The following is a 23,663-nucleotide window of genomic DNA, read 5'->3' as shown; positions in this document are numbered from 1 at the left end:
TGGCAATCCGTTGGTTTGATGAGGCCGCCGAACTACTGACTCGCAAAGTCGCCCGTGGCACTTCACGGCGCGGTTTCCTTGGCGGTTTGGGTACGCTGATGGCGGGGGCCGGCGCCACCACATTGCTCCCTGTGTTTCGCAGTAGCGCCTTTGCTCAGAATGCTCCTGCCCGGAACGGCTCGGCCGCGCTGGCCGAGAGCGGTGACCCGAGCAGTTGTGACTACTGGCGGTATTGCGCCATCGACGGGTTCCTTTGCAGTTGCTGCGGCGGCACGGTGAATAGCTGCCCGCCGGGGACGGTGCGTTCGGACATCACGTGGATTGGCACCTGCCGCAACCCGTCCGATGGTAAGGACTACGTGATCTCCTACAACGACTGCTGCGGCAAGAGCAATTGCGGGCGCTGCGTGTGTCAGCGCGACGAGGGCGACCGCCCGTTGTACCGTCCGCAGAGCTCCAACGACTTGAACTGGTGCTCCGGCAGCCAGGCCGACATGCCGTATCACTGCTCGCTGTCGGTGGTGATCGGGGTGAAGGAATAACCCATGGTCGCTCGCGCCGCCCTGCTGATCGGCCTCGTCGCGCTGCTGTCGGGGGCACAGGACCTGTCGGCTACCGAGCAGCGGCAACTGGACTACATGCTCAACTGCCAGGGCTGCCATCTTCCTGATGGCAGCGGCAACCAGCTGCGCCAGGTGCCGGCCTTTCCGGGACAGCTCGGCAAGTTCCTCGGCGTGCCGGGCGGGCGCGAATACCTGGTGCAGGTGCCGGGCTCTGCGCTCTCTGGGCTGTCCGATGATGCACTAGCCGGCGTCCTCAACTGGATGTTGGAGCGCTTCAGCCCACAGCAACTGCCCGCCGATTTCAAACCCTACAGCGGTGCGGAGCTGCACGAGTGGCGGCAGCACGTCCCGGCCGATGTCGCGCAGGTTCGCCGCGACCTGATCGAACGCATCGCGCAACAAGCGCAACAGACACGCCAAGGAAACTGATCATGAAGCCATGCATCTCAGTCGGCCTGCTCCTGCTGGCCGTCACCTTCCACCTGCGCGCCGAAACCGTGACCGGTAGCGAAACCTGCGTGGCCTGCCACGGCAACCAGGGGCAGGGTAACGCGGCCCTCGGCGCGCCGCGCCTGGCGGGCCAGCAGCCCGATTACCTGCTGCGGCAGCTGCAAGCGTTCAAGCACGGCCAGCGCGGCTACGACCCAGGGGACGGCCACGGCGCCCAGATGCGGACCGTGGTAGCCGGCCTGGACGATGCCGAACTCAAGTCCCTTGCGCAGCACTTTGCGCAACAGCCGCCGCCTGCGCCGAGTGCCGCCGCCAGCGGAAGCGTCGCTGACGCGCGGGGTGAAAGCCTCTACCAGGGCACCTGCGCCGCCTGTCACGGGCCAAACGCGGAGGGTTTCGCCCACTTGAAAACCCCAAACCTGAGCATCCTTGATGCCAGCTATCTCGACCGCCAGCTCACCCACTACACGCAGGGCATGCGCGGCGCGGAGGCGCATGCGGATGAGCTGGGTATCTGGATGCGTGGCATTGCCCTGCAGATCCGCAGTACCGAGGACCGCCTGGCAATCATCGATTACCTCGCCGGTCTTTCGGCCCAGGCGCCCGTGGGCGCGCAGCACTAGATATCGATTGGCACGAGATGCCAACCCACCTGTCATCTGCTGGCAATTCCAGGCGCAGCGCTCCCTATAGCTTTGCTTACAGGCGGCCGCAGTGGCTGCGACCGTGCTCCCACAACCACCGCGGCTCGCCTGGACAAGAACGCCAGGAAGAGGAACGGCAGTTACCGTCAGGTGGGCTCCGCGCACTGCGCAATCGCAACGATCGGACCTGCACGCGAGCTACGCCTTTCCTTCAGGCCCGGGTTTCCCTGACCCGGCCCTCTGAGTCATTTCGAACTGCTTCCCGATAACCACAAAAAGCTCCACCAGGAGAAGTTCATGAGATACCTCCCCCTTTCGCTGTTGGGTGGTGCGCTGTTTGCGCTCCTTGCTACTGGCCCTGCCCATGCCGCCACCGCGGCTGACCTGGGTAACACATTGACTGCGGTGGGTGCCGAGAAGGCGGGCAACGCCGACGGCAGTATTCCCGCCTGGAGCGGTGGCCTGATCCAGGCGCCGGCCGGCTGGACACCCGGCCACGGCGATCCGTTCGCCAGCGATAAGCCGCTGTACAGCATCGACGCGGGCAACCTGGGCAAGTACCAGTCGCTGTTGCCGGAGGGGCAGGCGGCGTTGATCAAGACCTATCCAGGCTACCGTCTGGATGTGTACCCGACCCACCGCAGCTGTGCGATTCCGGCGGAAGTGGCCGAGCGCACCAAGGCCTTCGCCGGGCAGGCCAGCGTCGGAAGCGATGGCTGGTCGCTGCAGCAGGCGGCCGGCGCCACGGTGCCGTTCCCCGTGCCCAAGAGCGGCGTGGAGGTGATGTGGAACTACAAGCTGCGCTATATGGCAAAAGGACGCAGGGCGCAGATTTCTGTACTGCTTCGCGAGCAAAATGGAACACTCAGCGAGGTGAAACAGTGGGCTTACGAGTGGTATCCCTACAACGACGCGGCGGTTCGTGATCCTTCAGATGTCGAGGGTGTGGAAGCCAAGCAGCTCTACGAGGTGCTTTCGCCTTCGTCCCGCGCCGGCGAGATGTACTTGGTGCACTCCTTCCTGAGCAAGGTGCAGGGCTCCTGGATCTACTTCCCCGGCCAGCGCCGCGTGCGACTGGCCCCGTCCTTCGCCTACGACAACCCAATCGCAGGCTCTGACAACCTCTACTTCGTTGACCAGATCAACATGTTCACTGGTGCCCTTGACCGCTACAACTTCAAGCTGGTCGGCAAGAAGGAAATGGTGGTGCCGTACAACTCCTTCAAGCTGGTCGACAAGTCCAACAAGTACGAGGACCTGATCGGCAAGGACTATCTGAACCGCGATGTGCAGCGCTACGAGAAGCATCGCGTGTGGGTGGTTGAGGCGACCGTAAAGGCGGACAAGCGCCACTCGTTCGCCAAGCGCACCTTCTACTTCGACGAGGACAGCTGGAACCTGCTGCACGTGGATATGTACGACGCCAAGGGCAACCTCTGGCGCGTGCAGGAAGGTAGCCAGTGGGCCGACCCCGAAATCCAGTCTTGCACCAGCTCAGAGTATGTCAGCTACGACCTGATTGCCCGGCGCTACATCGCCGACGGCTTTACCCAGGAAGGCCAGGTGCTCGACTACACCGCCGGCCTGCAGGGGCGGGTCAACGACAAGATGTTCAACTCCAACGAACTGCGCCGTCGCGGCGAGCGTTGATCGGACGGAGGGCAGGACATGCAGAGCAATCACAAACGCGGCGCCCCGGTGCTTACAGGCAAATCCTTTTCGCGCCGCAAACTGGCGCTGGCCGTGGCCATCGCCTCCGGTCTGGGCTGGGCGCCAGCGAGCTTCGCTTTCATCTTCGGCAACGAGGATGGGATCTCGGGCAGCTTCGATTCCACCCTGACCTACGGCTTCGCCCAACGCCTGGAGTCACCCGACTGCCATCAGCTGGGCAGTGACAACGGCGGCTGTAACACCGGTAGCAACACCGAGCTCGGCCGTTACTACAACACGACTCGCGGCAACGGCTACGCCAATGCCGATATCAACTACAGCAACGCAGATGACGGCGACCTGAACTACGCCAAACACGACGTGTTCTCCAGCGTCATCAAGGGCACCCATGAGTTGAGCCTGAAGTTCGGCGACGGCTGGAGCGCGCTCGGACGCGTCGCCTGGGCCAAGGACTTCAAGATGGACGACACCCGTCGCACGGAACTGGACGACCAGGCCGAGCGCGACGCCACCGAGCGCTTCGACCTGCTCGACCTGTGGGTAGCGAAGAGCTTCGACCTGGGCGAAATGCCTGCCAAGGTGAAGGTGGGCAACCAGGTCATCAGCTGGGGTGCAGAGATCTTCGTGCCCGGCGGCATCAACCAGATCAACGCCCTCAGTCTGCCGAAGTACCACACGCCAGGTACTCAGCTCAAGGAAGTGTTCATCCCAGCACCGATGGCCTCCTTCAATATCGGCCTCACCGATACCGTCAGCCTGGAGGGCTATTACCAGTTCAAGTGGAATGCCTACGCCCTGGACCCGGTGGGCACCTACTTTTCCACCACTGATGTGGCGGGCGAAGGGAGGCAGGCGATCTACTACTCGACGAACTATGTCGAGGGCCTTCTGCCGGGGATCTGCACTACGACGCCCACGGGGCATTGTGGCGATCCGCTGAATACCGGCGTAAGCCACAATGATCTTGTTGCCGCTGGGCTTGCCGTCCCCTATGCGGGCGAGCAGGAGGCGAAGAATAGCGGCCAGCATGGCGTCGCAGTGCGCTGGAACGCCGAGAGCATCGGCACAGAGTTCGGCTTCTTCTACCAGCGCTACCACGACAAGGTGCCTTTCGTGGGTTACACCGCGCTGAGCGACCCGAACAACCTGGTGGTGGACAACTACTTCATCAACTACGGCGAGGACAAGGATCTGTATGGCCTGTCCATGAGCACGATGGTTGGTCCCGTGGCAGTCGCCGGCGAGTTGTCCTATCGCCCCGAAGACAGTGTCGGCATCGATCCGACCGTGCCCTTCGGCCAAGGGCTGACCGGGCGATATAACAAGTACAGCGTGTTTGATACCGGCACCAGCAAGGGCTTCGTCAACGAGCGCAAGTGGCAGGCCGACCTGAACGCCATCTATAACTTCTCGGGCAACGATCCCCTGGGCTTCCTTCCGGAGGCACTCGGCGCCTCGGATGCTTTCCTGCTTGCCGAGGCGGTGGTGACCCATTACCCGGGGCTGGATACCTCAGGAAAGGTGCCCTACGCCATGCCGGACTATTCGCTGCCAGACCGAACTTCCTGGGGCTACGTCACTGAGCTGGGGATCAACTATCCCAACCTGTTCGGAAGTGGCGTGGCGGTCACGCCGCAGCTGGACTTCAGCCACGACGTCAACGGAACAACGTCCAATGCCATGCCGTTCGTGGAGGGGCGCAAGTCGCTGAGCACCTCGCTGCTGTTCAACTACCGCGATCGCTGGAAGGGCGGCTTGCAGTGGGTGCAGTACTGGGGCGGCGGTGACAACAACCTCATGGCCGACCGCGACTTCATCAGCGGCAATCTCTCCTACTCGTTCTAATCCAGCCCTGGTTCGTTGGCGGTGGGTCCGCTTTCGCGCGACCCGCCGCCCGCGACCCTGCAGTATCGAGGCATTCCATGTTGGCTTTTCTGGTATCGGCGCTCGAGCGCCTGTTCTTCCGCCACCGGCTCGCGACGCTGGGCCTTTTGGCCGCGATCACCCTGGTCATGGCGGCCTTCGCCTCGCGGCTGGAAATGTCGGCCGGCTTCGACAAGCAGCTGCCGCAGCAGCACACGTTCATCAAGACATTCAACCAGTACCGCGACGTCTTGTTCGGCGCCAACCGCATCATCGTTGTCCTGCACGCCCGGCACGGTGACATCTGGAACAAGCAGGCGATGACCCGCCTGTACGACGTGACCCAGACGCTGTTCTTCATGCCCGGTGTTGACCGGCGCAGCGTGACCTCGCTGTGGACACCCAACACCCGCGCCGTCCAGATTACCGAAGAGGGCATGAAGGCCGAGGATGTGGTCGGCGGCGATGTCACCGTGGGCACGCTGGACGACCGGGCGATTTCCGGCATCCGCGAGCGCACTATCGTCGGCGGCTTCATTGGCAGCTTGGTGGCCAACGATCATTCCGGCGCCATGGTGGTGGCCGAGCTGGCGGACCCTGACCCGCAGACGGGAAAGCCGCTCAATTACCTCGAGTTCAGCCAGCGTCTGGAAAAGGAAGTTCGAGCTCAGTACTCCGACGCCGACTACGACGTACAGATCATCGGCTTCGCCAAGCAGATGGGGGATATCGGCGCGGGCGCCAAGAGCGTCGTGGAGTTCTTCGGCCTGGCCTTTGTGCTCACCGTGCTGGCGGTCTACTGGTACACCCGATCCTGGAAGCTGACCTTCCTGCCGCTGTTCTGCTCGCTGGTATCGGTGGTCTGGCAGTTCGGCACCATCACGCTGCTGGGCTATGGGCTCGATCCGCTGGCGATCCTGGTGCCGTTCCTGGTGTTCGCCATCGGCGTGTCCCACGGTGTGCAGCAGGTCAATTTCATCTCCAAGGAAGTCTGCGCTGGAGCCGATGGCATGACGGCGGCCCGACGCAGCTTCAGCGGCTTGTTCATCCCCGGCACGCTGGCGCTGATCACCGCTTTCGTCGGCTTCGCCACCCTGGTGCTGGTGCCGATCCCGATGATCCATGAGCTGGCCATTACCGCGTCGGTGGGCGTGGCCTACAAAATCGTGACTAACCTGATCATGTTGCCGGTGCTGGCGAGTTTCTTCCGTTACGACACGGGCTACATGGCACGCATCGAGCGGTTGCGTGCGGGGCGGGACAGCCTGATGGTCCGCCTCGGGCGCATCGCTGAGCCACGTAACGCAGCTATCGGCACCCTGATCGGCGTGGCGCTGATGGCGCTGGCGGTTTGGCAGAGCCATGGCCGGCATGTCGGCCATGTGTTGCCGGGTGCGCCGGAACTGCACGCGGACTCGCGCTACAACCAGGATGTGCAGAGCGTGGTCAGCCACTTCGCGCTGGGCCTGGACCTGTTCACCGTGGCGGTGGAGACGCCGGCGGGTGGCTGCTACCGCAACGACGTGATGACCTATGTCGACCGTCTCACCTGGTACCTCGGCAACGTGCCGGGCGTGCTCTCGGCACAGTCCCTGCCGGCGCTGACCAAGCTGTCGGCCTCCGGGGTGAACGAGGGCAATCCGAAGTGGGCCGCCTTGCCGCAGGACGAGCTGTCCTTGGGGGAAGCCGTGCGCCAGGTGCCCGAGGCCCTGCGGCTGTACAACGCCGATTGCACGCTGTTGCCGGTCAACCTTTACCTGGCCGACCACAAGGCCAGCACCTTGAAGCGGGTGGTGCAGGCCGTGGAGCAGTACCGCGCCGGGCACACCATGCCGGGCGTGACCGTACGCCTCGCCAGCGGCAATGCCGGCGTGCAGGCGGCCACCAACGAGGTGGTGGAGTCGTCTGAGCTGCCGATGATGCTCTACGTATACCTGACGATTCTGCTGCTGGTGTTCCTCGTCTACCGCGACTGGCGGGCGATGATCGCCTGCTGCGCGCCGCTGACCCTGGCCACCTTCCTCGGCTACTGGTTCATGAAGGAACTGGACATCGGCCTGACCGTGGCGACGTTGCCGGTCATGGTGCTCGCGGTGGGCATCGGCGTGGATTACGCCTTCTACATCTATAACCGCCTGCAGATGCACCTGGCGCAGGGCCGCGACATCGTCAGCGCCTTCCAGTTGGCGCTGCGCGAGGTCGGCGTGGCCACGGTGTTCACCGCGCTGACGCTCTCCGTCGGTGTCGCCACCTGGTCCTTCTCCGCATTGAAATTCCAGGCTGACATGGGGCTGCTGCTCACCTTCATGTTCATGGCGAACATGCTCATGGCCATCACCTTGCTGCCGGCCCTGGCGGTGGTGCTGGAAACCCTGATTCCGCGTCGGGGGCCGGTTCGCGCTCCGCTGATCGCGCATTGAAAGAGGAGGGCATCCGATGATCCCGATTCGATTCGCACACCTGGCCGCCGTCGCTGTGGCCCTGGTGATCTCCTGCAGCCTTCGCGCCGCGGAAACCGAGGTACCTGCCATCGCGCTGGGCAGTGCCGAGCACGCGCCGCTGGTGGGGGCCGCTCAGGCTCGGCAACGGCTGGTGGCGGTGGGCGACCACGGCGTGATCGTGCTGTCCGACGACGGTGCGACCTGGCGCCAGGCCCGCAGCGTTCCGGTGGATGGGCTGCTGACCGCGCTGAGCTTCGTCGACGAGCGACAAGGCTGGGCAGTCGGCCATGGGGGCGTGGTGCTACACACCGAGGACGGTGGCGAAACCTGGGCCTTGCTGCCGCCGTTGGAGGACCGGCCAGTCCTCCTCTCGGTGTGGTTCGAAAATGCTCGGCACGGCGTAGTGGTTGGGGCCTACGGCTATGCCGCGCAGACGCAGGACGGCGGCAAGAGCTGGCAACGTGTGACGGTCTCGGCCGAGGGCGATGACTTCCACCTGAATCACCTCTTCGCCGGCCGCAATGGCGATCTGTTCATCGCGGCGGAGGCGGGGCATGCCTATCGCTCCGCCGACCATGGAGAAACCTGGCAGGCGCTGGAGACCGGCGCGAGCGGCTCGCTGTGGAGCGGCACCGGGCTCCGCGATGGGCGGTTGCTGATGGTCGGTATGAGCGGCCGGGTGCTCCTGGGCGATCGCCTCGGCGAGCGCTGGCAGACACTGGACAGCGGCAGCCACGAGGCAATTACGGCGGTCACCCAGCTGGCCGATGGCCGCGTCGCCCTGGTGGGCAACGGCGGGCTGCTGGCCCTTTCCGACAATCGCCTGGAGCGCTTTACCGCCGCGCAAAGAGAGGATCGCCTGAACCTCTCGGCATTGGCCCCGCGTGCCGATGGCCACCTGGTCCTGTTCGGTCCGGCCGGCGTCATCAACCAATGAGTCACCGATTGCGATGACTGGGGCGGTCATCGCAATCCGAGCACCTGTTTCAATCGCGAAAATCTGGAAGAAGTTATGAATGTCTTGATTGTGCATGCCCACAACGAACCGGGCTCATTCACCACCGCCATGAAGAACCTGGCGGTGGTCATCCTGAGCGAGCAGGGGCATGAAGTGAGGGTCTCCGACCTCTACGCCCAACGATTCAACCCGGTGGCCAGCGCCGCGGACTTCGGCAGCCGCGACAACGAGGAGTATCTGGTTTATGCGCTGGAACAGCGCCATAACCTGAAGAACGGAACGCTCGCCCAGGACATCAGCACTGAACTGGAAAAGCTTCAGTGGGCCGACCTGATCATTTTCAGCTTCCCAATTTACTGGTTCGGCATGCCCGCCATCCTGAAGGGCTGGATCGACCGTGTGTTCGTCTCCGGTCTTTGCTACGGCGGCCGGAGGATCTATGACCAGGGTGGCCTGAAGGGCAAGAAGGCCATGCTCGCGTTCACCCTCGGCGGGCAGTCCCACATGTTCGGTAAGGGTGCCGTGCACGGCGAGATCGAGACGCTGCTGCGGCCGATCCACCAGGGAATGCTGGCCTACGTCGGTCTTGAAGTGCTTCCGCCCTTCATCGCCTACCACGTCCCTTACATCAGTGAGACCGAGCGCTGGGACTACCTGAACAGCTACTGCGAGCACCTGCTGACGCTGGAGGAGCGTGCACCTCTGGTATTTCCCAAGCTCGCTGACTTCGACGGGAACTTGCGTCCGCGCGCCGGCTCCGCGTCCCCCGAAAGCCTGCCGTAGTTCATTGCCATTGATGTTGGAGTCGCCATGCCGTCCAAAAAATTTCTCAAGGGTTTCAAACATGAACTGGCCAATCGCGCCTTTGCGCTGATGACTGTCAGGCGCATGGCGGGCCGCCTGGAAGGCGATCCGTGGTTCTCGTTCTGGAAGACCTATTGGGACCTGGAAGTCCTCAATGCCCGACGATACGAAGCCGCCGCCCTGATCTGGGGGTTGGACCCCGCTCCGGGCTTCGCCACGAAGCTCAAGGCGTGGCTGGTTTCTTCCGTGCCGCGCTGCCTGATGGTGGTGCTGGTGAAATTCGTCCTCAAGGAAACCGTCGCCTATGCAGAGTGGCTGCGCGACCTCTGCTCGGAGGGGCCGTCCGGCGCTTCGGCATTCCTGGACTACATGGTGGAACAGGAAGACCTGCAGATCGAGCTGATGCGGATGGCCCTGGCCGGCCGGCACCGAGAGATCGCCGGGTACGCAGAGGACTTCTTCCTGAAATACGGCCACACGATCCCCAAGGTGGGATTTGGTGCAAGCCCGGCCGCTGCCGGGAATTAAGGGGGCTCGTCCGGAGCTTTCCAGAGTCAGTTACACGTCGAGGTAAAAATGAGCCAAGGTCCGATCCGCATGGCGGATGAGCTGTATCACGATCTGATGTCTTCCGAGGCCATCCGCGAGGTTCGCCGGGAGGTGCGTGCTTTCGCCGACGAATTCGTCGCTCCCCGGGCTTATGAGATCGCCCACAGGGACGAGAGCGTCGATAGCTTTCCACGAGACGTGTTCGACGCGATGGCCCGCCAGGGCATCTTCCGTATTCCCTTCGAGCAGCGTGACGGCGGGCGTGGCCTTGAGCACCGAGTACTCGCCACCGCCACGACTTGCGAGGAGCTCGCCTACCACAGCAACTCGATTGCAGCGGTATTTGATGTGCACTGCATTCTTGCCGGGCGCACCCTGGAAAGAGGCAGTGACTTCATCCGCGAACGTTATCTGAAGGCGGTCATTAGCGGCGAGAAGATCGGCGCCTTCGCCACCACGGAACCCCTGGCGAGTACCGACCTGTCGCCCAGCGCGGTGGCCACCATTGCCCGTCGCGATGGCGAGAGCTACATCATCAATGGTCACAAGCGTTTCATCACCAACTCGCCGGTTGCCGATTTCATAGTGGTGCTGTGCCGAAGCGAAGACGACGGAATGGTGGAGCTGGCCGTCGAAACCGACCAGCCCGGCGTCCGTATTGGCAAGCCAGACCGGAAGATGGGCAATCGCGGGCAGCTCACAGCCGACGTGCATTTCGATAATGTCGAGGTGCCCATCGAACGTCGAATCGGCGAGCGTAACCAGGGGCTGCGCGTGGCCTTGTCCACCCTGACCTATGGGCGTATCGGTATCGCTGCCACCGGCGTTGGCATGGCTCAAGCGGCCTTCGACCACTCGGTCGGACACCTGCGTAGCCGGGAGGCGTTCGGTAAGAAGCTTGGTGCTTTCCAGCACTGGCAGTTCCGCATGGCGGAGCGCGCGACTCAGATCGAGAACGCGCGAAACCTCTACATCAAGGCCGCTTTGCGCATGGACCTTGGCGTCGAGTTTCCCGAGCCCGAGGCAGCCATGGCCAAGTTCTACGCAACCGAGGCCGCAGGTGACATGGCGCGTGACGGCGTGCAGATCTTTGGCGGCTACGGCTTCCTGCGCGAACTGTCCGAGGACGGCAGTCATTACAAGGTCGAGGAAATCTACCGGGACAACAAGATCAGCGAGATCTACGAGGGCACTAACGAGATTCAGAGGATGGTCATAGCCCGGCAGATCTTCGGTAAATCGTTGGTTGGCTGACGAAATTCAACGGAGCACCCCGACTCAGGTCGGGGGCTCCTTGGTCTTTGCTACATACCCTTCTTGAAGCCCGCTAATTGCCGGTAGTTGCCGCCTGGCGAGAGGCCGCTACCGACCCATTGCGGGCATTGTCCCTGCACAGTTCTAATCACGGCCGCCCGGGTATGTAATTGACCTAGCCGTGCCGAGTCGGGCGTCCGGGCGCCGCCAAGGTGCGAATGCTGATATTTCACGGGAGGTACACCTGTGACCCCGGACGATCTTGATGGACTGGATGTGGCGTGGATAGCAGTTGATGCCCTCGGGCAAGTTGCCATCTTTACGACCGGCGGAGCTGGAACCGTTCCATTCACAGCCGTTGCATCGATCGATATCACCGAACCGGAAGTCGATCTGCTGCCCGAAACGTCGGGCTTCGATCTGCTGGCCAATCTTCCGTGCCCGGATGATTTCGTTAGGTTCGCCAAACGTGGATTCTTCGCTTACGACTGGTCGGACGTCCATCGAGTAACTCAGTGTCGGATCGAAGGCTACGAGCTGCAAGCAAGGCCGCTGCGGCCGTTAACGCTCAAAGAACTCCCCGCTTCGATGCAGCTGGCTGCCGCGGCTACCGAGTTGCCCGATGTTTCATTCGGCGCCTTGGTGATCCCAGCTGCGCTGCTGAAGACCTAGGCGCGCGAATGTCCGCTCCTGGCCGGTAGCTGCCCTTGGTGAGAGGCGGCTACCGGTCCAAAGCGAGCACCTCAGAAGTCGGCTTTCAGGGTGATGGCGTAGTTGCGTGGGTCGCCGTACTGGTTACTCGCGTTCAGCCAGCCGATGGAGGAGTAGTACTTCTTGTCGAACAGGTTGTTGCCGTTCAGGGCGACGCTGAAGTTCTTGTTGATCTGGTAGCCCAGGCGCGCATTCCAGATGGCGTAGCCGGATTGCTTGATATCGCCTACGCCACCGGTGCCACCGAAGTTGGTGTTGTAGTTTTCGCTCTGGATGCTGGCGCCCGCGCCGACGGTCCACTGGCTCAGTGCTCCCGGCAGGTTGTAGTCACCCCAGAAGCGCAGGAGATGGCGCGGCGTGTAGCTGTTGAAGGTGGAGCCGGAGGTTGAGGTGCCGTCGCCCGGATCGTTGAGGAACTTGGTCGAGGTATAGGTATAGCCGGCGAACAGCTGCAGGCCCCTGAGCACTTCGCCGCTGATCTCAGCGTCAAAGCCCTCGGCGCGAACCTTGCCGCCGGCCACGTAGCAGTTGTCCTCGCCGTTCTGCCCGCACTCTGAGGCGTAGTCGTACTGCGCACGGTTCTCCTGGTCCACACGGAAGATCGCGAAGCTGGTGTTCACGCGGCCCTCCATCAGCTCGCCTTTCAGGCCGATCTCGTAATTCGAACCCTCAATGGGCTTGAGCGAGGCGCTATCCTGCGTCAGCTCGGTCTGCGGCTTGAAGATGTCGGTGTAGCTGACATAGGCCGACCACTGGTTGTTCAGCTCGTAGATGAGGCCGCCGTAGGGGGTGAACTCGCCGGTTTCCTTCGAATGCGCCGGGGTGGGCGAGGAGGTGGTGAAGCGGGTGAGCTCGTAGTCGTACTGGTAGTTGCTGGTGCGCCCGCCCAGAACCAGGGTCAGCGGCTCGACCAGCTTGTAGCGCACCACGCCGTAGAGGCCGTTCTGGCGGATATGACCCTTGGAGGTGCCGGCATAGGTGGTGCTGAGCATCTCTTCTTCGGTTGGTTCGCGCGGGGATACCGGGTCGTAGATGTTGATCGGCCCGAGGTTGAGCAGTCCGCCTTGCAGGTCGTCGGTCTTCAGGTCGCTGGCGTTGGCGCCGACCACCACCTGGTGCTCCAGGTCGAAGGCGCGCCACTTGCCGGCGAGGTTGATGTCAGCGCCCTTGTTGATGTTTTCGAAGTCGTACAGGTAGGCGCGTGACTGCATGCCGTCACCGGTGGCTGGGTCGACCGCCCCCCGGCCGAAGCTGTAGAGGATGTCGTTGGTCTCGCGGATGTAGCTGCCCGAGGCATTCAGGCGCCAGTCATCGTTGAAGTCATGGGTGACGTCGGCGAAGTAGGTCGTCTGCTTGTTGTTCCATTTGTTCCAGTCGGCGCCGGTGAAGGTGGAGCGGCCCGCGTGCACCGCGCTGCCATCCTTGTTGCGCGGCAGGCCGCCGAAGGACGGTGTCGAGTGCAGGTCTTCCACGCTGGCGCCGGCGGCTACCCTGGTATCGTCGGTCAGGTCGTATTCGAGAATCCCGTAGAGCACGTTCTTGCGGCTTTCCGCCGTGTCATAGAAGTAGTCCCGATCCTCGTGGGCGGCCACCAGGCGACCGCGCAGCTTGCCGTCGGCAGTGAGCGGAGAACTGGCATCGATGCTCTGCCGGTAGGTGTCCCAGGAGCCAGCGCTGGCGGTGAGGGACAGCGACGGCTCGGCCTTCGGACGTTTGCGCACGAGGTTGATGGCCGCGCCGGGGTTGCCGCTGCCCTGCAGCAGGCCGTTGGCACCGCGCAGCACTTCGACGCGGTCGTACAGCAACGTATCGGAGGTGAAGCTGCTGCCGATGGCGTAGTAGCGGCGATCGAGCGGAACGCCGTCGTACTGGATGGTCTCCACCTCGAAGCCGCGCGAGTAAATGTACTTACCGCCGGACGGACTCTGATAGGTGGTAATGCCGGTGGTTTTCTCCAGCACCTGGTCCAGGGTGTCGAGGCGCTGGTCGTCCATCGCCTTGCGTGTGATGACGGTGACCGACTGCGGGATGTCTCTGAGGCGCTGCGTGGATTTACCGATGCTGGCTTCGTTGGATGTGTAGGATCCGGAGCCCTCCGTCGTCGCTCCCAGGCCCTGACCGGTAACGACCGTGTCGCTCATCTCCAGGGCTGTCGGGATTTCCTCCAGCACGTAGCTGCCACCCTGATCGATTGCCCGCAGGCCGGTGCCGGCGAGGAGGGCGGCGAACCCGGCCTCCCTGGAATAGCTGCCATGCAGGCCGTCCGAGTGCCGGTTGGCAGTCTTGCTGGCATCGAACGAAAGCGCTGCCCCGGCCTCGCTGGCGAAGCGGCTGAGCACTTCGGTCAGTGAGCCGGCGGCAATGTCGTACTGCCGGACGCTTTGCACCGCACCGGTCGGTACCGGCTCTGCGGCCTGGATGGCGGATACGCCCCCAACGGCGAGGCTGAAGAGGGCGGCCTGCACCTGGATGGCGAGCCGATGGCGAACGAACGGATACAACATGGTCTCTCCCCGGTAGTGGTGACCAAGTGGGTCACTGATGCCGGGAAAGCCGAACCAGGAACGAAGAAAGTGCACGGTGTTCAGAATTATTTTTCGCCGGCATCCCGAAGGCGTCAGCTGCGTGGAATCACGGTTACCCAATACCCTGTGCGATACACCGCCCTGACGGGAAAGCTGCGCTCCAGGGATCGCAGCGCGAGGTCGGTGTCATCCAGGGGGAAGGCTCCGGAAATGCGCAGGCTGCTGATGCGTGGGTCGCACCTCAGCAAGCCATGGCGGTAGCGCCCGAGCTCTTCCAGTAACTCTCCCAGCGGGCGGTCGAGCGCGATCAGGCTGCCCTGTTCCCAGGCGCCCACCGAGGCGCTGTTGGCCTGCACGGGGCCGATGACTCCGGAGGCGACGCGGGTGTGCTGGCCTGCTTCCAGGCGCAGGGCGTTGCGCTGTCCCGGAACAGTCACTTCGACGGCTTTTTCCAGGACCGCCACATCGGTGCCGCCGCTCCAGCTGCGCACGGTGAAGCGAGTCCCCAGGGCGCGTACGCTGGCATCGGGGCTCTGGACGAAAAATGGCCTGTCGAGGGCGTCGCTGGCGGTGCTCACCAGCACCTCGCCGACACGCAAGATGATCAGGCGCTGGTTCGCGTCGAAGCGCACATCCACCGCGCTGTCGGTGTTGAGGAGCATCTGGCTGCCATCCGCCAGGGTGAAAGTGCGGCGCTCACCCACTGCGGTTTTGTAGCCGGCAGTGAAGCGTTGGCGCGTATCGCTGCGCCAACCCAGTGTGGCCAGCCCGCCCAGAGAAGCGAGCACCACGACACTGCGCAGCACCTGGCGCCTCGATGGTCCGGTCGAAGCCAGTGTTGCAGCAGCCAGGCGCCCCGGCACCCGGGCCATCTGCCGGTTCACCGACTCGATGCGCTGCCAGGCGCGCTGATTGATCGGGTCGGCCGCCAGCCAGCGCTGCCAGGCTTGCTGATCGCTGGCTGCAGTCGACTCATTGGCGAGTCGCGCATACCAGCGCGCGGCTTCGCTGATGGCCTGGCGCTCATTCGGAATGAGGGCGTCGCTCACGAGAGGCGCACCATCGCCAGGCAACAGTGTTCCATGGCCTTGGCCATGTACTTGTTGACGGTGCGGATGGAGATGCCCAGTCGCTCGGCAATCTGGCTGTAGGTCAGTCCTTCCAGCTGTGACAGGATGAAGGCCTGCCGGGTCTTTTGCCCCAGGCCATCGAGCATACGGTCGATTTCCGTCAGCGCTTCGAGGAGCAGGGCCTGCTCTTCGAGGGAGGGCTGGACCGCTTCGGGAAGCAGGGCCAGCGCTTCCAGATAGGCCCGTTCCAGTGAGCGCCGGCGGTACAGGTCTATCACCAGTCCCCGTGCGATGGTCTGCAGGTAGTGACGGGGTTCGCGAATCACCCCAGCGCTCTTGGCCATCAGCACGCGCACGAAGGTGTCCTGCGCCAGGTCGGCCGCATCAGCGGAGTCGTTGAGGCGCTGGCGCAGCCAGCCGCGAAGCCAGCCGTGATGGTCGCGGTACAGCATCCCTACCGATTGCAGCGACGAATCTCCCTGCATTGCAATCCCCCAAGAACAATTTGCAAACGACAATCGTTATCAATCATACGGGATGTGGCAATGCTTGAAAACTGCCGGCTGGGGAGCGTCTGCTTCTGGCCGGAAGTGCCCCGCACAGCCGTTTTCCTCGCCTGCAAGCCCTCATGGCTGCCGTTGCCATGAGGGTGGAAAGTCGGGTGACGGAGACGGCCGTGGGGGTAACCTGAGCAAATCCGGCTAGGTGCGCCCACTGCGGATTGGGTGATTCTGTCGCCGACCGCATAACCAGGAGCTTCCATCCGGTGCCCGATATTCCGACTGCCTACGCCAAACGCTTCGATTCCGTGCTTGCTTACATCGATGGGCACCTCGAGGGTGACCTTTCGGTGAAAACGCTGAGCGAGGTGGCGCATTTCTCGGCGTTTCACTTCCACCGGCAATTCACAGCCTACGTAGGTGTGCCTGTCGCGCGTTATGTGCAACTGATGCGCCTGCGACGCGCGGCGCATCGCCTGGTGTCTGGTGCGGAATACTCGGTAATGGATGCCTCGCTCGACGCCGGCTTTGACAGCCCAGAGGCATTCAGCCGGGCCTTTCGGCGGGACTTCGGCATGGCGCCCAGTGCCTTCCGGCAGCAGCCGAATTGGCAGACCTGGCATGCGGTTTTCGCCATTCCCCATTTTTCCAGGAGCATCACTATGCAGGTACGTATCGTCGATTTCGCCGAGGTCCGGGTCGCCGCCCTCGAACACAGCGGGCCTCCCGCACAGCTCGACGAGAGCGTGCGCCAGTTCATTCAGTGGCGCATGGGTAGCGGGCAGTCGCCAGTAGACGCGAGCCGCACTTTCGGCATTCCCTACGGCAACCCCGACACAACACCAACGGAACAGTTTCGCTTCGACATCTGCGGCGAGATCGGCGAAGCCGTCGCGTCGAACGATTACGGCGTACGCGAGCTGGTCATTCCCGGTGGTCGTTGTGTGGTCGTTCGCCACGTCGGTTCGCCGGATCACATCGGCGAGAGCATCTATCCGGTCTATCGCGACTGGCTGCCTGGCAGTAACGAAGAACTCCGTGACCACCCGCTGTTCTTCCACTACCTGAGCGTCTTTCCTGAGACGCCGCTGGAAGAATGGCAGACGGATATCTACATCCCGCTGCAATAGCACTCGCTCGCACTTTGCCGTCGTCCGAGGCATTCGTGACGGCGGCACTTTGTGCTGCCCGGTCGCGCTGACGACAAGCGTTCGCTACCGCCAGTGGACGATCAAGCATTCAAGGTGATCGACGATGGGCGCTGCGCCTTGCGCCCGACGATCATCTGCAGCCGGCACCCTGGAGTGCAGCGACAACCGGCGAACTTGTTCATGGCCCTGGGGCCAGCGCTTTGGCCGGCTCGGACATGGGGTGAGCGGCACGGCGCACACTAGACTGCGGCTACCCAACAGAAGGAGTGGCACATGACTTTCAATCACCAAGTGGTCTGGATCACCGGGGCATCCTCCGGCATTGGCGAGGCGCTGGCGCGCCTGCTGCTGCAGCAGGGCGCGTGCGTCATCCTCTCCGGGCGGCGCGAAGCCGCGCTGCAGGCCGTTGCCGAGCAGGCGCCGCAGCGTGCCCTGGTCCTGCCCTTCGAAAGCACCGACTATGCCGTACTGCCACAGGTGGTGGAGAAGGCCTGGGCCTGGCAGGGTCGTATCGACTGCCTGATCAACAACGCCGGCATCAGCCAGCGCAGCCTGGCCCTGGATACCCGCTTCGAGGTTTACCGCGAGCTGATGGAAGTCGACTACCTGGCTCCGGTGGCCCTGACCCAGCAGTTGCTGCCGCGTCTGGTCGCTCAGGGGAGTGGCCAATTGGCCGTTGTCAGCTCCGTGGCCGGCAAGGTCGGTGCCCCATTGCGTACCGGCTACTGCGCTGCCAAGCATGCCGTAATCGGCTACTTCGAGGCCTTGCGCGCCGAAGTCGAACAGGCCCATGGCATCAGGGTCAGCGTGATCCTGCCTGGTTCGGTGCGCACCGGCGTGGCCGTCAACGCACTGGGTGGCGACGGTGCCCGTCGCGGTCGCTCCGACGTCAATATCGATAACGGCATGCCTGCCGACGAAGCCGCGCGGCGCATTGTCGAGGGACTGGCGGCCGGTCTGCGCAGCATAGAGGTGGCGGAGGGTACCGAGAAGCTCGCCCTGCACCTGCGAAGCACCGACCCTGAGCGCCTTTTCGCGCTCACTGCCGCCGAAGGCGCGCGCCTGGCCGAAGAGCGTGCCCGCAACGGCAATGCCGATATCGACCCGGGAGCTGTGCAGCGCCTGGGCAACTGAAACCTGTCAGCGGAAGGAGAAAAGGCCCAGATTACCCTGGGCTTTTTTCTCCAGCGGTGTCAGGCGCGCCCTGAGTATGGCCTGCACCTGGGAGACTGTGTTTCACCCGCGGCGGCCGCTGTCGGCTCAATGCTGATCCTGTCTGTCGGGCTTGCAGTTTCGATCAGCCCGCACCTTGCAGACAGTGCGATCGAGCAGGAGCTTCAGGATGCCGGGCCCAACCCTATGGTCAACCGGCATCAGGACGGGTTGGTCGCTGCTGCTCGTCGCTGCGCGCAAGTCAGCTCAGCCCACCAGGATCGCCCGCAATCGCAGTCCGCCGTACGGCGATGCAGCTCTGTCGACGGGCTACTACAGTTGCCCATCGAGGGCGATACCGTCGAAGGGGCTTCGGACCTTTGCTCAGAATGAAAAGTCATCCGTCGTGCATTCTTGCGAGGGCCTTCTCCACTCGTGTTTCCGGTTTGAATCTCGCCTGCGAAAGCAGCAACGGAGCGGGAAGTTTCGAGCAGCCAGAACGACTGGCGTTGGAGAAAAGGCATGCCCAAGAAAATCATCATTTCCTTCGACGGAACCTGGAACACGCCGGACGCGAAGTCCGAGATCAAGGGCAGTAAAAGCACCAATGTGTGGAAGCTGCATGCTTCCATCCTGCCCACCGACAAGGACGGCACGACGCAGGACAAGTGGTACGACAAGGGTGTCGGCACCGCGTGGTACGACCGTCTTGCGGGCGGGGCCTTCGGCGTGGGGCTTTCCGAGAAGATCCTCGATGGCTACCGGCAACTGGTCACGACTTACGAGGCCGGTGACCAGATCTACCTGTTCGGCTTCAGCCGTGGGGCCTATACGGCGCGCAGCCTGGTGGGGCTGATCCGCAATGCCGGCCTGCTCAAGCCCGAGCACATCGACCTGACCAACGAAGCCTACGGCCTGTACCGGACCCGCGACGAGGGCGCGGATTCCGACAGTGCCAAGCTGTTCAGGGACAATTTCTCGCGGGTGATCTCCATCCACATGCTCGGCATCTGGGATACCGTGGGCGCCCTGGGCGTGCCGCTGGAATCCTTCGACTGGTTCAACAAGGCCTATTACGAGTTCCATGACACCGAGCTCAGCTCGATCGTCCACAACGCCTTCCAGGCGCTGGCCATCGACGAGTGGCGCAAGAATTATCAGTGCACGCTGTGGGACCCGAAGAGCAAGCCCAACCAGCGCGTGGAGCAGGTCTGGTTCTCCGGTGCGCACGCCAATGTCGGCGGTGGCTACCCAGACAACAGCCTGTCGGACATCGCCCTGGTGTGGATGGTCAACAAGGCGATCGAGTGCGGCCTGGCGGTGGATACCGGCAAGACCCCGAGCCTGCCCACCACCACCCAGCCCATCACCAACTCCTACAAGGAGTTCCTGGGCGGCGCCTACAGCCAGCTCACCCCGCCGTATTACCGGGATATCGGCAACACGCCCTTCGGCCAGGAGGCGATCGATCCCAGCGTGGAGGACCGCCTCAAGCACGATGCCCAGTACAAGCCGAAGAACCCGGTGGGCGGCCATCTCACCGGCAACTTCACGCCGGTGGGCAAGATCCGCTGACGATCAGCACGCTGGCCGGTGGCGTGGTTGCGTATTCCTCGTCGAGCGGCCGGCACAGTCGCTCACGCCGCGGTGAATACCATGGCCCTCGTTAGCGCTTCACGCAGACGAACAGCGCGTTGCCTGAGCTGCCGGCCCAGGGCGTGATCCGTTCGTAGTCGTGCTCGAAGACCTGAACCTCGAAGAGCGGCTCCAGTAGCCGCTGCAACTCGGCGAAGGTCACCGCGACCATCGCGTGTTCGTCCTGCCAGGCCTGGGTGTCGCCGCCGCTGGTCTTCTCGATACTCAGGCGCAGCGCCTGGCGCTCGCCCGCACCGCTGTAGTACCAGCCGGAACCGAAGGTGAACTGGCTACCCTCGTGCTCGACCGAATGGCGCACGAAGGAGCGGTTGTCAATCTGCCCCTTGTCCACGCTGTTGAAGCAGAACACGCCGCCGTCCGCGAGGGCTGCGTGCACGCTTGCCAGGCACGCCTGCAACTGCTCCACGCCGGGGTTGTAGTGGATCGAGTAGAGGAAGCAGGTGATCAGGTCCAGCGGCGCGTCGACGCGGAAGCTGGCCATGTCCTGCCGGCTGAAGTGCGCCTCGGGGCAGCGCTGCCGGGCGATGTCCAGCATCGGCTGGTTGATGTCCAGGCCGGCGCTCTGGTAGCCGAAGTCGAGGAAGTGGCGCACGTGCGGCCCGGTCCCGCAGGCGAGGTCCAGGTGCCTGTGCCCCTGGTTGCCGAACAACTGGTGCAGGCGGCGCACGCAGTGGCTCTGCGCCTGGTAGTCGATGTCGGCGCACATCAGGTCGTAGTAGGAGGACAGGTCGGTGTACAGCGCGTTGGAGGACATAGGCAGCCAGGGAAAGGTTTCGCCGCAGGTTTGGGCGCGGCATGGTACATCAGCCATGGCCGATCCCCGCGGAAATCGGACTGGCGTGGTCGATGAGGCAGGTGTCATGGCGAGCATCCGGTGCCTGGATCGGGTTGCCCGGGCTGACGGCCAGCCACCGCGTCCGACAGCAGAACCGGTCGCCGGCTCCGCAATGCACGGCCATTTTTTTCATTGGCCGCGAAAATATTTTTACTAATTTTCCTCCGCGAAAAGCTGAAGCACCATGCCGCCCCATTCCAACAACAACGTCCTTCGAGGCGGCCAGCAGGAGTGCCCAGGTGCAAGAGTTCAACGAGTGGCGGCAGTGTTTTGCAGCACGGACATTCATCGATGACGCACTGAGCGGCGACCTGCGGGGCGCTGCCCCGTCCAACCGCAGCTGAATCCCTCCCGCAGCGGCTCCCCGAAGCTTTGCCCCGGTTGAAATCGCCGGGCTCCCGACCGCTGCCCAGGAAACCTCGACCGGCATCGCGCCGTTCCAGTCCAACGAGCCCAGAGGCTCGCAGTCCATGAGTCAGCCATGAAAAAAACAACAAGCGCTTCCGCTACGTCCTTGCCTGCCCATCCAGCCCATACCCCATCGCCGTCGTCGCGCAGTTTCCGCAAGTCGCTGGGGATCCCGGCGCTGGTGCTGTTCGGCCTCGCCTACATGGTGCCGCTGGCCGTTTTCACCACCTACGGCCTGGTGACCCGGATGAGCAAGGGGCATCTGCCAACGGCCTATCTCTTCACCCTTGCGGCCATGCTGCTGACGGCCTACAGCTATGGGCGCATGGTGCAGGCGCACCCTTACTCGGGGTCCGTCTACAGCTAACGCGCAAGACCTTCGGCGCGGCCTTCGGCTTCATGGCGGGCTGGACGCTGCTGCTGGACTACATCTTCCTGCCGTTGCTGAGCTACCTGCTGATCGGCATCTACATGACCGACTACTTCCCCTCCGTGCCTCTGTCGGTGTGGATACTCGGGTCCATCGCGCTGGTGACCCTGCTCAACCTCGTCGGCATCGAGTCGATCACCCGGGTCAACTGGGTGCTGATCGTCGCGCAGATGGTTTTCGTGGTGGTGTTCATTGCGCTCTCGCTGAGCCACCTGGGTGCCCAGGCGGAGCCGGTGGCGCTGGTCCAGCCGTTCTACGACGAGCACTTCAGCCTGCCGCTGGTGATGTCCGGTGCGGCGGTACTGTGCCTGTCCTTCCTCGGCTTCGATGCCGTCTCGACCATGGCCGAGGAAACCCCGGAGCCGCGCCGGCAGATTCCCGCAGCGATCATGCTGGTAACCCTGATCGGCGGCGTGCTGTTCATCGTCATGGCCTACTTCGGCCAACTGGTGTTCCCCGAGTGGCAGGCGCTCACCGATGCCGATTCCGCGGCGCTCGACGTGCTGCGCCGGATCGGCGGCGAGTGGCTGGTGACCTTCTTCACCGCGACCTACGTGGCGGGCTGCTTCGCCTCGGCGATGGTGTCCCAGGCGAGCGTCTCCCGCGTGCTCTTCGCCATGGGCCGGGACGGGGCGATTCCCCGTGTATTCGGCAAGCTGGTGACGAAGAAACGCGTGCCGGCGAATGCGATCATCCTGATCAGCCTGCTGTCGCTGATCGCCCTGTTCGTCACCCTGGATACCGTCGCCAACATGATCAGCTTCGGCGCGCTCTTCGCGTTCTCGGCGGTCAACCTGGCGGTGATCAAGCACTACCTGATCGATGAGCGCCTCACCGGCAAGGGCAACTACCTGCGCTACGGGGCGCTGCCGGCCCTGGGCTTCCTCAGCACCATCTGGCTCTGGTCGAGCCTGTCGGGGATGTCCTTCCTGATCGGCTTCGGCTGGATGTGCCTGGGGTTCATCTGCCTGGCCAGCGCCACGCGGATGTTCCAGCAGCAGCTGCCGGACCTGAACATGGCGGAGTGATCGTCGGTCGGATCGAAGCCGGGCCTGGCCCCGGCTTCTTTCAAGCGAAGCCGATACTGGTTAAGGTGGCGCGAATTCGAGAAGCGGGCGGGATCGCGCCATGAAACTGCATCAACTGCGCGCCCTGCGCACCATCGCCGAAAGCGGCAGCCTGCAGGAGGCCTCGCGTCTGCTGGAGGTCACCCAGCCGTCACTGTCCAAGGCAGTGAAGGAGCTCGAAGGCGAGCTGGGCGTGCCGCTGCTGGTGCGCTCGAATCGTGGTGTGACGGTCACGGCCTACGGCGAGCGGCTGGTCAGCATGGCCCGGCTGGTCACCGAGGAAGTGCGCCGCGCGCGCGACGAGATCGATACGCTCAAGGGCGAGATGGCCGGCCGCGTGGCTATCGGCGTGTCGCCGGTGACGCCCAATCGCGCCTTTGCCAACTGCTTCAAGCGCTACCGCGAGCTGCACCCGAATGTGCAGCTGCAAATCTTCGAGCTGCGCTCGGTGCAGCTCTTCGAAGGGCTGAAGGAAGGCCGGCTGGACCTGGTGCTGACCACCCAACCGGTGCAGGACGCCGCCGACGGGCAGGTCTGGTACGAACTGGCACCGCAGCCTTCGGCATTGGCGGTGCGCAAAGGGCATCCCCTGGCGGGGGCTCGCTCGCTGCACGAACTGCTGGACCTGGAGTGGCTGTTGTCCGACCCGCTGGAAGTCGCCCTGGCCGGGCAGTTTTTCCGTGAACGCGAGGTGGCGCCGCCCCAGCGCATCACCGAATGTTCTTCCTCGCTGCTCTACCTCGAACTGGCGGCCAGCACCGACGCGGTGAGCTTCTGGTCGCAGCGCATGCTGCAGTTGCCGATGGTGGCGCAAGTGCTGGTGCCACTGCAGATCGCCGAAGCCACGCCGGTGGCGAGCATTTCCATGGTCACTCGCCCGCAGGAGTTGATGACCCGCGAAGCCCGGTTGCTGGCCGAGGAAATGGTGACGGCGTTCAACACCGCGCAAATCTGACCGGCA

Annotated in this window: 19 protein-coding genes and 1 pseudogene; 16 read left to right on the top strand and 4 right to left on the bottom strand. The window is 63.6% G+C overall.

Features of this window, described 5'->3' with window-relative positions:
• Positions 1–5: 5 nt before the first annotated feature.
• From LDJ84_RS18340 to LDJ84_RS18290, 11 genes are all read left to right on the top strand, one after another.
• Entirely contained in the window at positions 6–542 is a 537-nt protein-coding gene (locus LDJ84_RS18340; protein ID WP_413247464.1) for a methylamine dehydrogenase light chain, read from the top strand.
• Positions 543–545: 3 nt separating this feature from the next.
• Positions 546–992 (top strand): c-type cytochrome, encoded by a 447-nt coding sequence (locus tag LDJ84_RS18335; protein WP_226045198.1) that lies wholly within the window; start codon positions 546–548, stop codon positions 990–992.
• A 2-nt stretch (positions 993–994) separates the two neighbouring features.
• Positions 995–1,636: a c-type cytochrome gene (locus LDJ84_RS18330; protein WP_226045197.1), complete on the top strand. Its 642-nt coding sequence runs from the start codon at positions 995–997 to the stop codon at positions 1,634–1,636.
• 318 nt (positions 1,637–1,954) lie between these two features.
• Positions 1,955–3,307, top strand: a complete 1,353-nt coding sequence (locus LDJ84_RS18325; protein ID WP_226045196.1) for a DUF1329 domain-containing protein — start codon at positions 1,955–1,957, stop codon at positions 3,305–3,307.
• 18 nt (positions 3,308–3,325) lie between these two features.
• Positions 3,326–5,173: a DUF1302 domain-containing protein gene (locus tag LDJ84_RS18320; RefSeq protein WP_226045195.1), complete on the top strand. Its 1,848-nt coding sequence runs from the start codon at positions 3,326–3,328 to the stop codon at positions 5,171–5,173.
• 77 nt (positions 5,174–5,250) lie between these two features.
• Complete coding sequence (locus LDJ84_RS18315; RefSeq protein ID WP_226045194.1) at positions 5,251–7,611, top strand: efflux RND transporter permease subunit; 2,361 nt, start codon at positions 5,251–5,253, stop codon at positions 7,609–7,611.
• Between the two features lie 16 nt (positions 7,612–7,627).
• Positions 7,628–8,569: a YCF48-related protein gene (locus tag LDJ84_RS18310; RefSeq protein ID WP_226045193.1), complete on the top strand. Its 942-nt coding sequence runs from the start codon at positions 7,628–7,630 to the stop codon at positions 8,567–8,569.
• A gap of 75 nt (positions 8,570–8,644) precedes the next feature.
• Complete coding sequence (locus tag LDJ84_RS18305; protein WP_084357222.1) at positions 8,645–9,373, top strand: NAD(P)H-dependent oxidoreductase; 729 nt, start codon at positions 8,645–8,647, stop codon at positions 9,371–9,373.
• 27 nt (positions 9,374–9,400) lie between these two features.
• A complete protein-coding gene (locus tag LDJ84_RS18300; protein WP_084357221.1) occupies positions 9,401–9,922 on the top strand; it encodes a hypothetical protein in 522 nt (173 codons plus the stop codon).
• A 48-nt stretch (positions 9,923–9,970) separates the two neighbouring features.
• On the top strand, positions 9,971–11,197 hold the full coding sequence (locus tag LDJ84_RS18295; protein ID WP_226045192.1) for an acyl-CoA dehydrogenase family protein: 1,227 nt from the start codon (positions 9,971–9,973) through the stop codon (positions 11,195–11,197).
• A 246-nt stretch (positions 11,198–11,443) separates the two neighbouring features.
• Positions 11,444–11,869 (top strand): hypothetical protein, encoded by a 426-nt coding sequence (locus tag LDJ84_RS18290; protein WP_024765893.1) that lies wholly within the window; start codon positions 11,444–11,446, stop codon positions 11,867–11,869.
• A 71-nt stretch (positions 11,870–11,940) separates the two neighbouring features.
• Here the strand turns inward: LDJ84_RS18290 and LDJ84_RS18285 are convergent, their stop codons facing one another.
• The 3 genes from LDJ84_RS18285 to LDJ84_RS18275 form a co-directional block, all read right to left on the bottom strand.
• The gene (locus tag LDJ84_RS18285) at positions 11,941–14,412 is read right to left on the bottom strand and encodes a TonB-dependent siderophore receptor (protein ID WP_226045191.1); all 2,472 of its coding nucleotides are present in this window, start codon (positions 14,410–14,412) and stop codon (positions 11,941–11,943) included.
• A gap of 113 nt (positions 14,413–14,525) precedes the next feature.
• Positions 14,526–15,482 carry a FecR domain-containing protein gene (locus LDJ84_RS18280; RefSeq protein ID WP_193453098.1) on the bottom strand — a complete coding sequence of 319 codons (957 nt, stop codon included), beginning with the start codon at positions 15,480–15,482 and terminating at the stop codon, positions 14,526–14,528.
• Positions 15,479–15,988 carry a sigma-70 family RNA polymerase sigma factor gene (locus LDJ84_RS18275; RefSeq protein WP_024765890.1) on the bottom strand — a complete coding sequence of 170 codons (510 nt, stop codon included), beginning with the start codon at positions 15,986–15,988 and terminating at the stop codon, positions 15,479–15,481. Before LDJ84_RS18275 ends, LDJ84_RS18280 begins: the two co-directional genes overlap by 4 nt.
• A 281-nt stretch (positions 15,989–16,269) precedes the next feature.
• Here LDJ84_RS18275 and LDJ84_RS18270 point away from each other — a divergent pair, with 281 nt between their 5' ends.
• The 3 genes from LDJ84_RS18270 to LDJ84_RS18260 all read left to right on the top strand — a co-directional run bounded on the left by LDJ84_RS18270 (position 16,270) and on the right by LDJ84_RS18260 (position 19,881).
• A complete protein-coding gene (locus LDJ84_RS18270) occupies positions 16,270–17,133 on the top strand; it encodes an AraC family transcriptional regulator (protein ID WP_226045190.1) in 864 nt (287 codons plus the stop codon).
• A gap of 294 nt (positions 17,134–17,427) precedes the next feature.
• Complete coding sequence (locus LDJ84_RS18265) at positions 17,428–18,288, top strand: SDR family NAD(P)-dependent oxidoreductase (RefSeq protein WP_065327909.1); 861 nt, start codon at positions 17,428–17,430, stop codon at positions 18,286–18,288.
• A 540-nt stretch (positions 18,289–18,828) separates the two neighbouring features.
• On the top strand, positions 18,829–19,881 hold the full coding sequence (locus tag LDJ84_RS18260; protein ID WP_054908506.1) for a DUF2235 domain-containing protein: 1,053 nt from the start codon (positions 18,829–18,831) through the stop codon (positions 19,879–19,881).
• A gap of 91 nt (positions 19,882–19,972) precedes the next feature.
• Here LDJ84_RS18260 and LDJ84_RS18255 read toward each other — a convergent pair whose 3' ends face one another.
• Positions 19,973–20,716 carry a class I SAM-dependent DNA methyltransferase gene (locus LDJ84_RS18255; protein WP_226046601.1) on the bottom strand — a complete coding sequence of 248 codons (744 nt, stop codon included), beginning with the start codon at positions 20,714–20,716 and terminating at the stop codon, positions 19,973–19,975.
• Between the two features lie 562 nt (positions 20,717–21,278).
• Between LDJ84_RS18255 and LDJ84_RS18250 the strand changes: the two are divergent.
• Positions 21,279–22,663 (top strand): annotated as a pseudogene (locus tag LDJ84_RS18250) (APC family permease).
• Positions 22,664–22,763: 100 nt separating this feature from the next.
• A complete protein-coding gene (locus tag LDJ84_RS18245) occupies positions 22,764–23,657 on the top strand; it encodes a LysR family transcriptional regulator (RefSeq protein ID WP_024765883.1) in 894 nt (297 codons plus the stop codon).
• Positions 23,658–23,663: the final 6 nt, after the last annotated feature.

Origin of the sequence: Pseudomonas sp. HS-18, assembly GCF_020401845.1 — a bacterium.
GTDB classification, from domain to species: domain Bacteria; phylum Pseudomonadota; class Gammaproteobacteria; order Pseudomonadales; family Pseudomonadaceae; genus Pseudomonas; species Pseudomonas nitroreducens.
Note: the sequence above shows the minus strand (reverse complement) of the source record. Positions and strands in the feature narration are given on the sequence as shown.

Excerpts from the sequence above, each read along its gene's own strand:
- LDJ84_RS18335 (WP_226045198.1), top strand. The coding sequence starts at position 546 with ATGGTCGCTCGCGCCGCCCTGCTGATCGGCCTCGTCGCGCTGCTGTCG.
- LDJ84_RS18330 (WP_226045197.1), top strand. The coding sequence starts at position 995 with ATGAAGCCATGCATCTCAGTCGGCCTGCTCCTGCTGGCCGTCACCTTC.
- LDJ84_RS18325 (WP_226045196.1), top strand. The coding sequence starts at position 1,955 with ATGAGATACCTCCCCCTTTCGCTGTTGGGTGGTGCGCTGTTTGCGCTC.
- LDJ84_RS18320 (WP_226045195.1), top strand. The coding sequence starts at position 3,326 with ATGCAGAGCAATCACAAACGCGGCGCCCCGGTGCTTACAGGCAAATCC.
- LDJ84_RS18315 (WP_226045194.1), top strand. The coding sequence starts at position 5,251 with ATGTTGGCTTTTCTGGTATCGGCGCTCGAGCGCCTGTTCTTCCGCCAC.
- LDJ84_RS18310 (WP_226045193.1), top strand. The coding sequence starts at position 7,628 with ATGATCCCGATTCGATTCGCACACCTGGCCGCCGTCGCTGTGGCCCTG.
- LDJ84_RS18305 (WP_084357222.1), top strand. The coding sequence starts at position 8,645 with ATGAATGTCTTGATTGTGCATGCCCACAACGAACCGGGCTCATTCACC.
- LDJ84_RS18300 (WP_084357221.1), top strand. The coding sequence starts at position 9,401 with ATGCCGTCCAAAAAATTTCTCAAGGGTTTCAAACATGAACTGGCCAAT.
- LDJ84_RS18295 (WP_226045192.1), top strand. The coding sequence starts at position 9,971 with ATGAGCCAAGGTCCGATCCGCATGGCGGATGAGCTGTATCACGATCTG.
- LDJ84_RS18285 (WP_226045191.1), bottom strand. The coding sequence starts at position 14,412 with ATGTTGTATCCGTTCGTTCGCCATCGGCTCGCCATCCAGGTGCAGGCC.
- LDJ84_RS18275 (WP_024765890.1), bottom strand. The coding sequence starts at position 15,988 with ATGCAGGGAGATTCGTCGCTGCAATCGGTAGGGATGCTGTACCGCGAC.
- LDJ84_RS18265 (WP_065327909.1), top strand. The coding sequence starts at position 17,428 with ATGACTTTCAATCACCAAGTGGTCTGGATCACCGGGGCATCCTCCGGC.
- LDJ84_RS18260 (WP_054908506.1), top strand. The coding sequence starts at position 18,829 with ATGCCCAAGAAAATCATCATTTCCTTCGACGGAACCTGGAACACGCCG.
- LDJ84_RS18255 (WP_226046601.1), bottom strand. The coding sequence starts at position 20,716 with ATGTCCTCCAACGCGCTGTACACCGACCTGTCCTCCTACTACGACCTG.
- LDJ84_RS18245 (WP_024765883.1), top strand. The coding sequence starts at position 22,764 with ATGAAACTGCATCAACTGCGCGCCCTGCGCACCATCGCCGAAAGCGGC.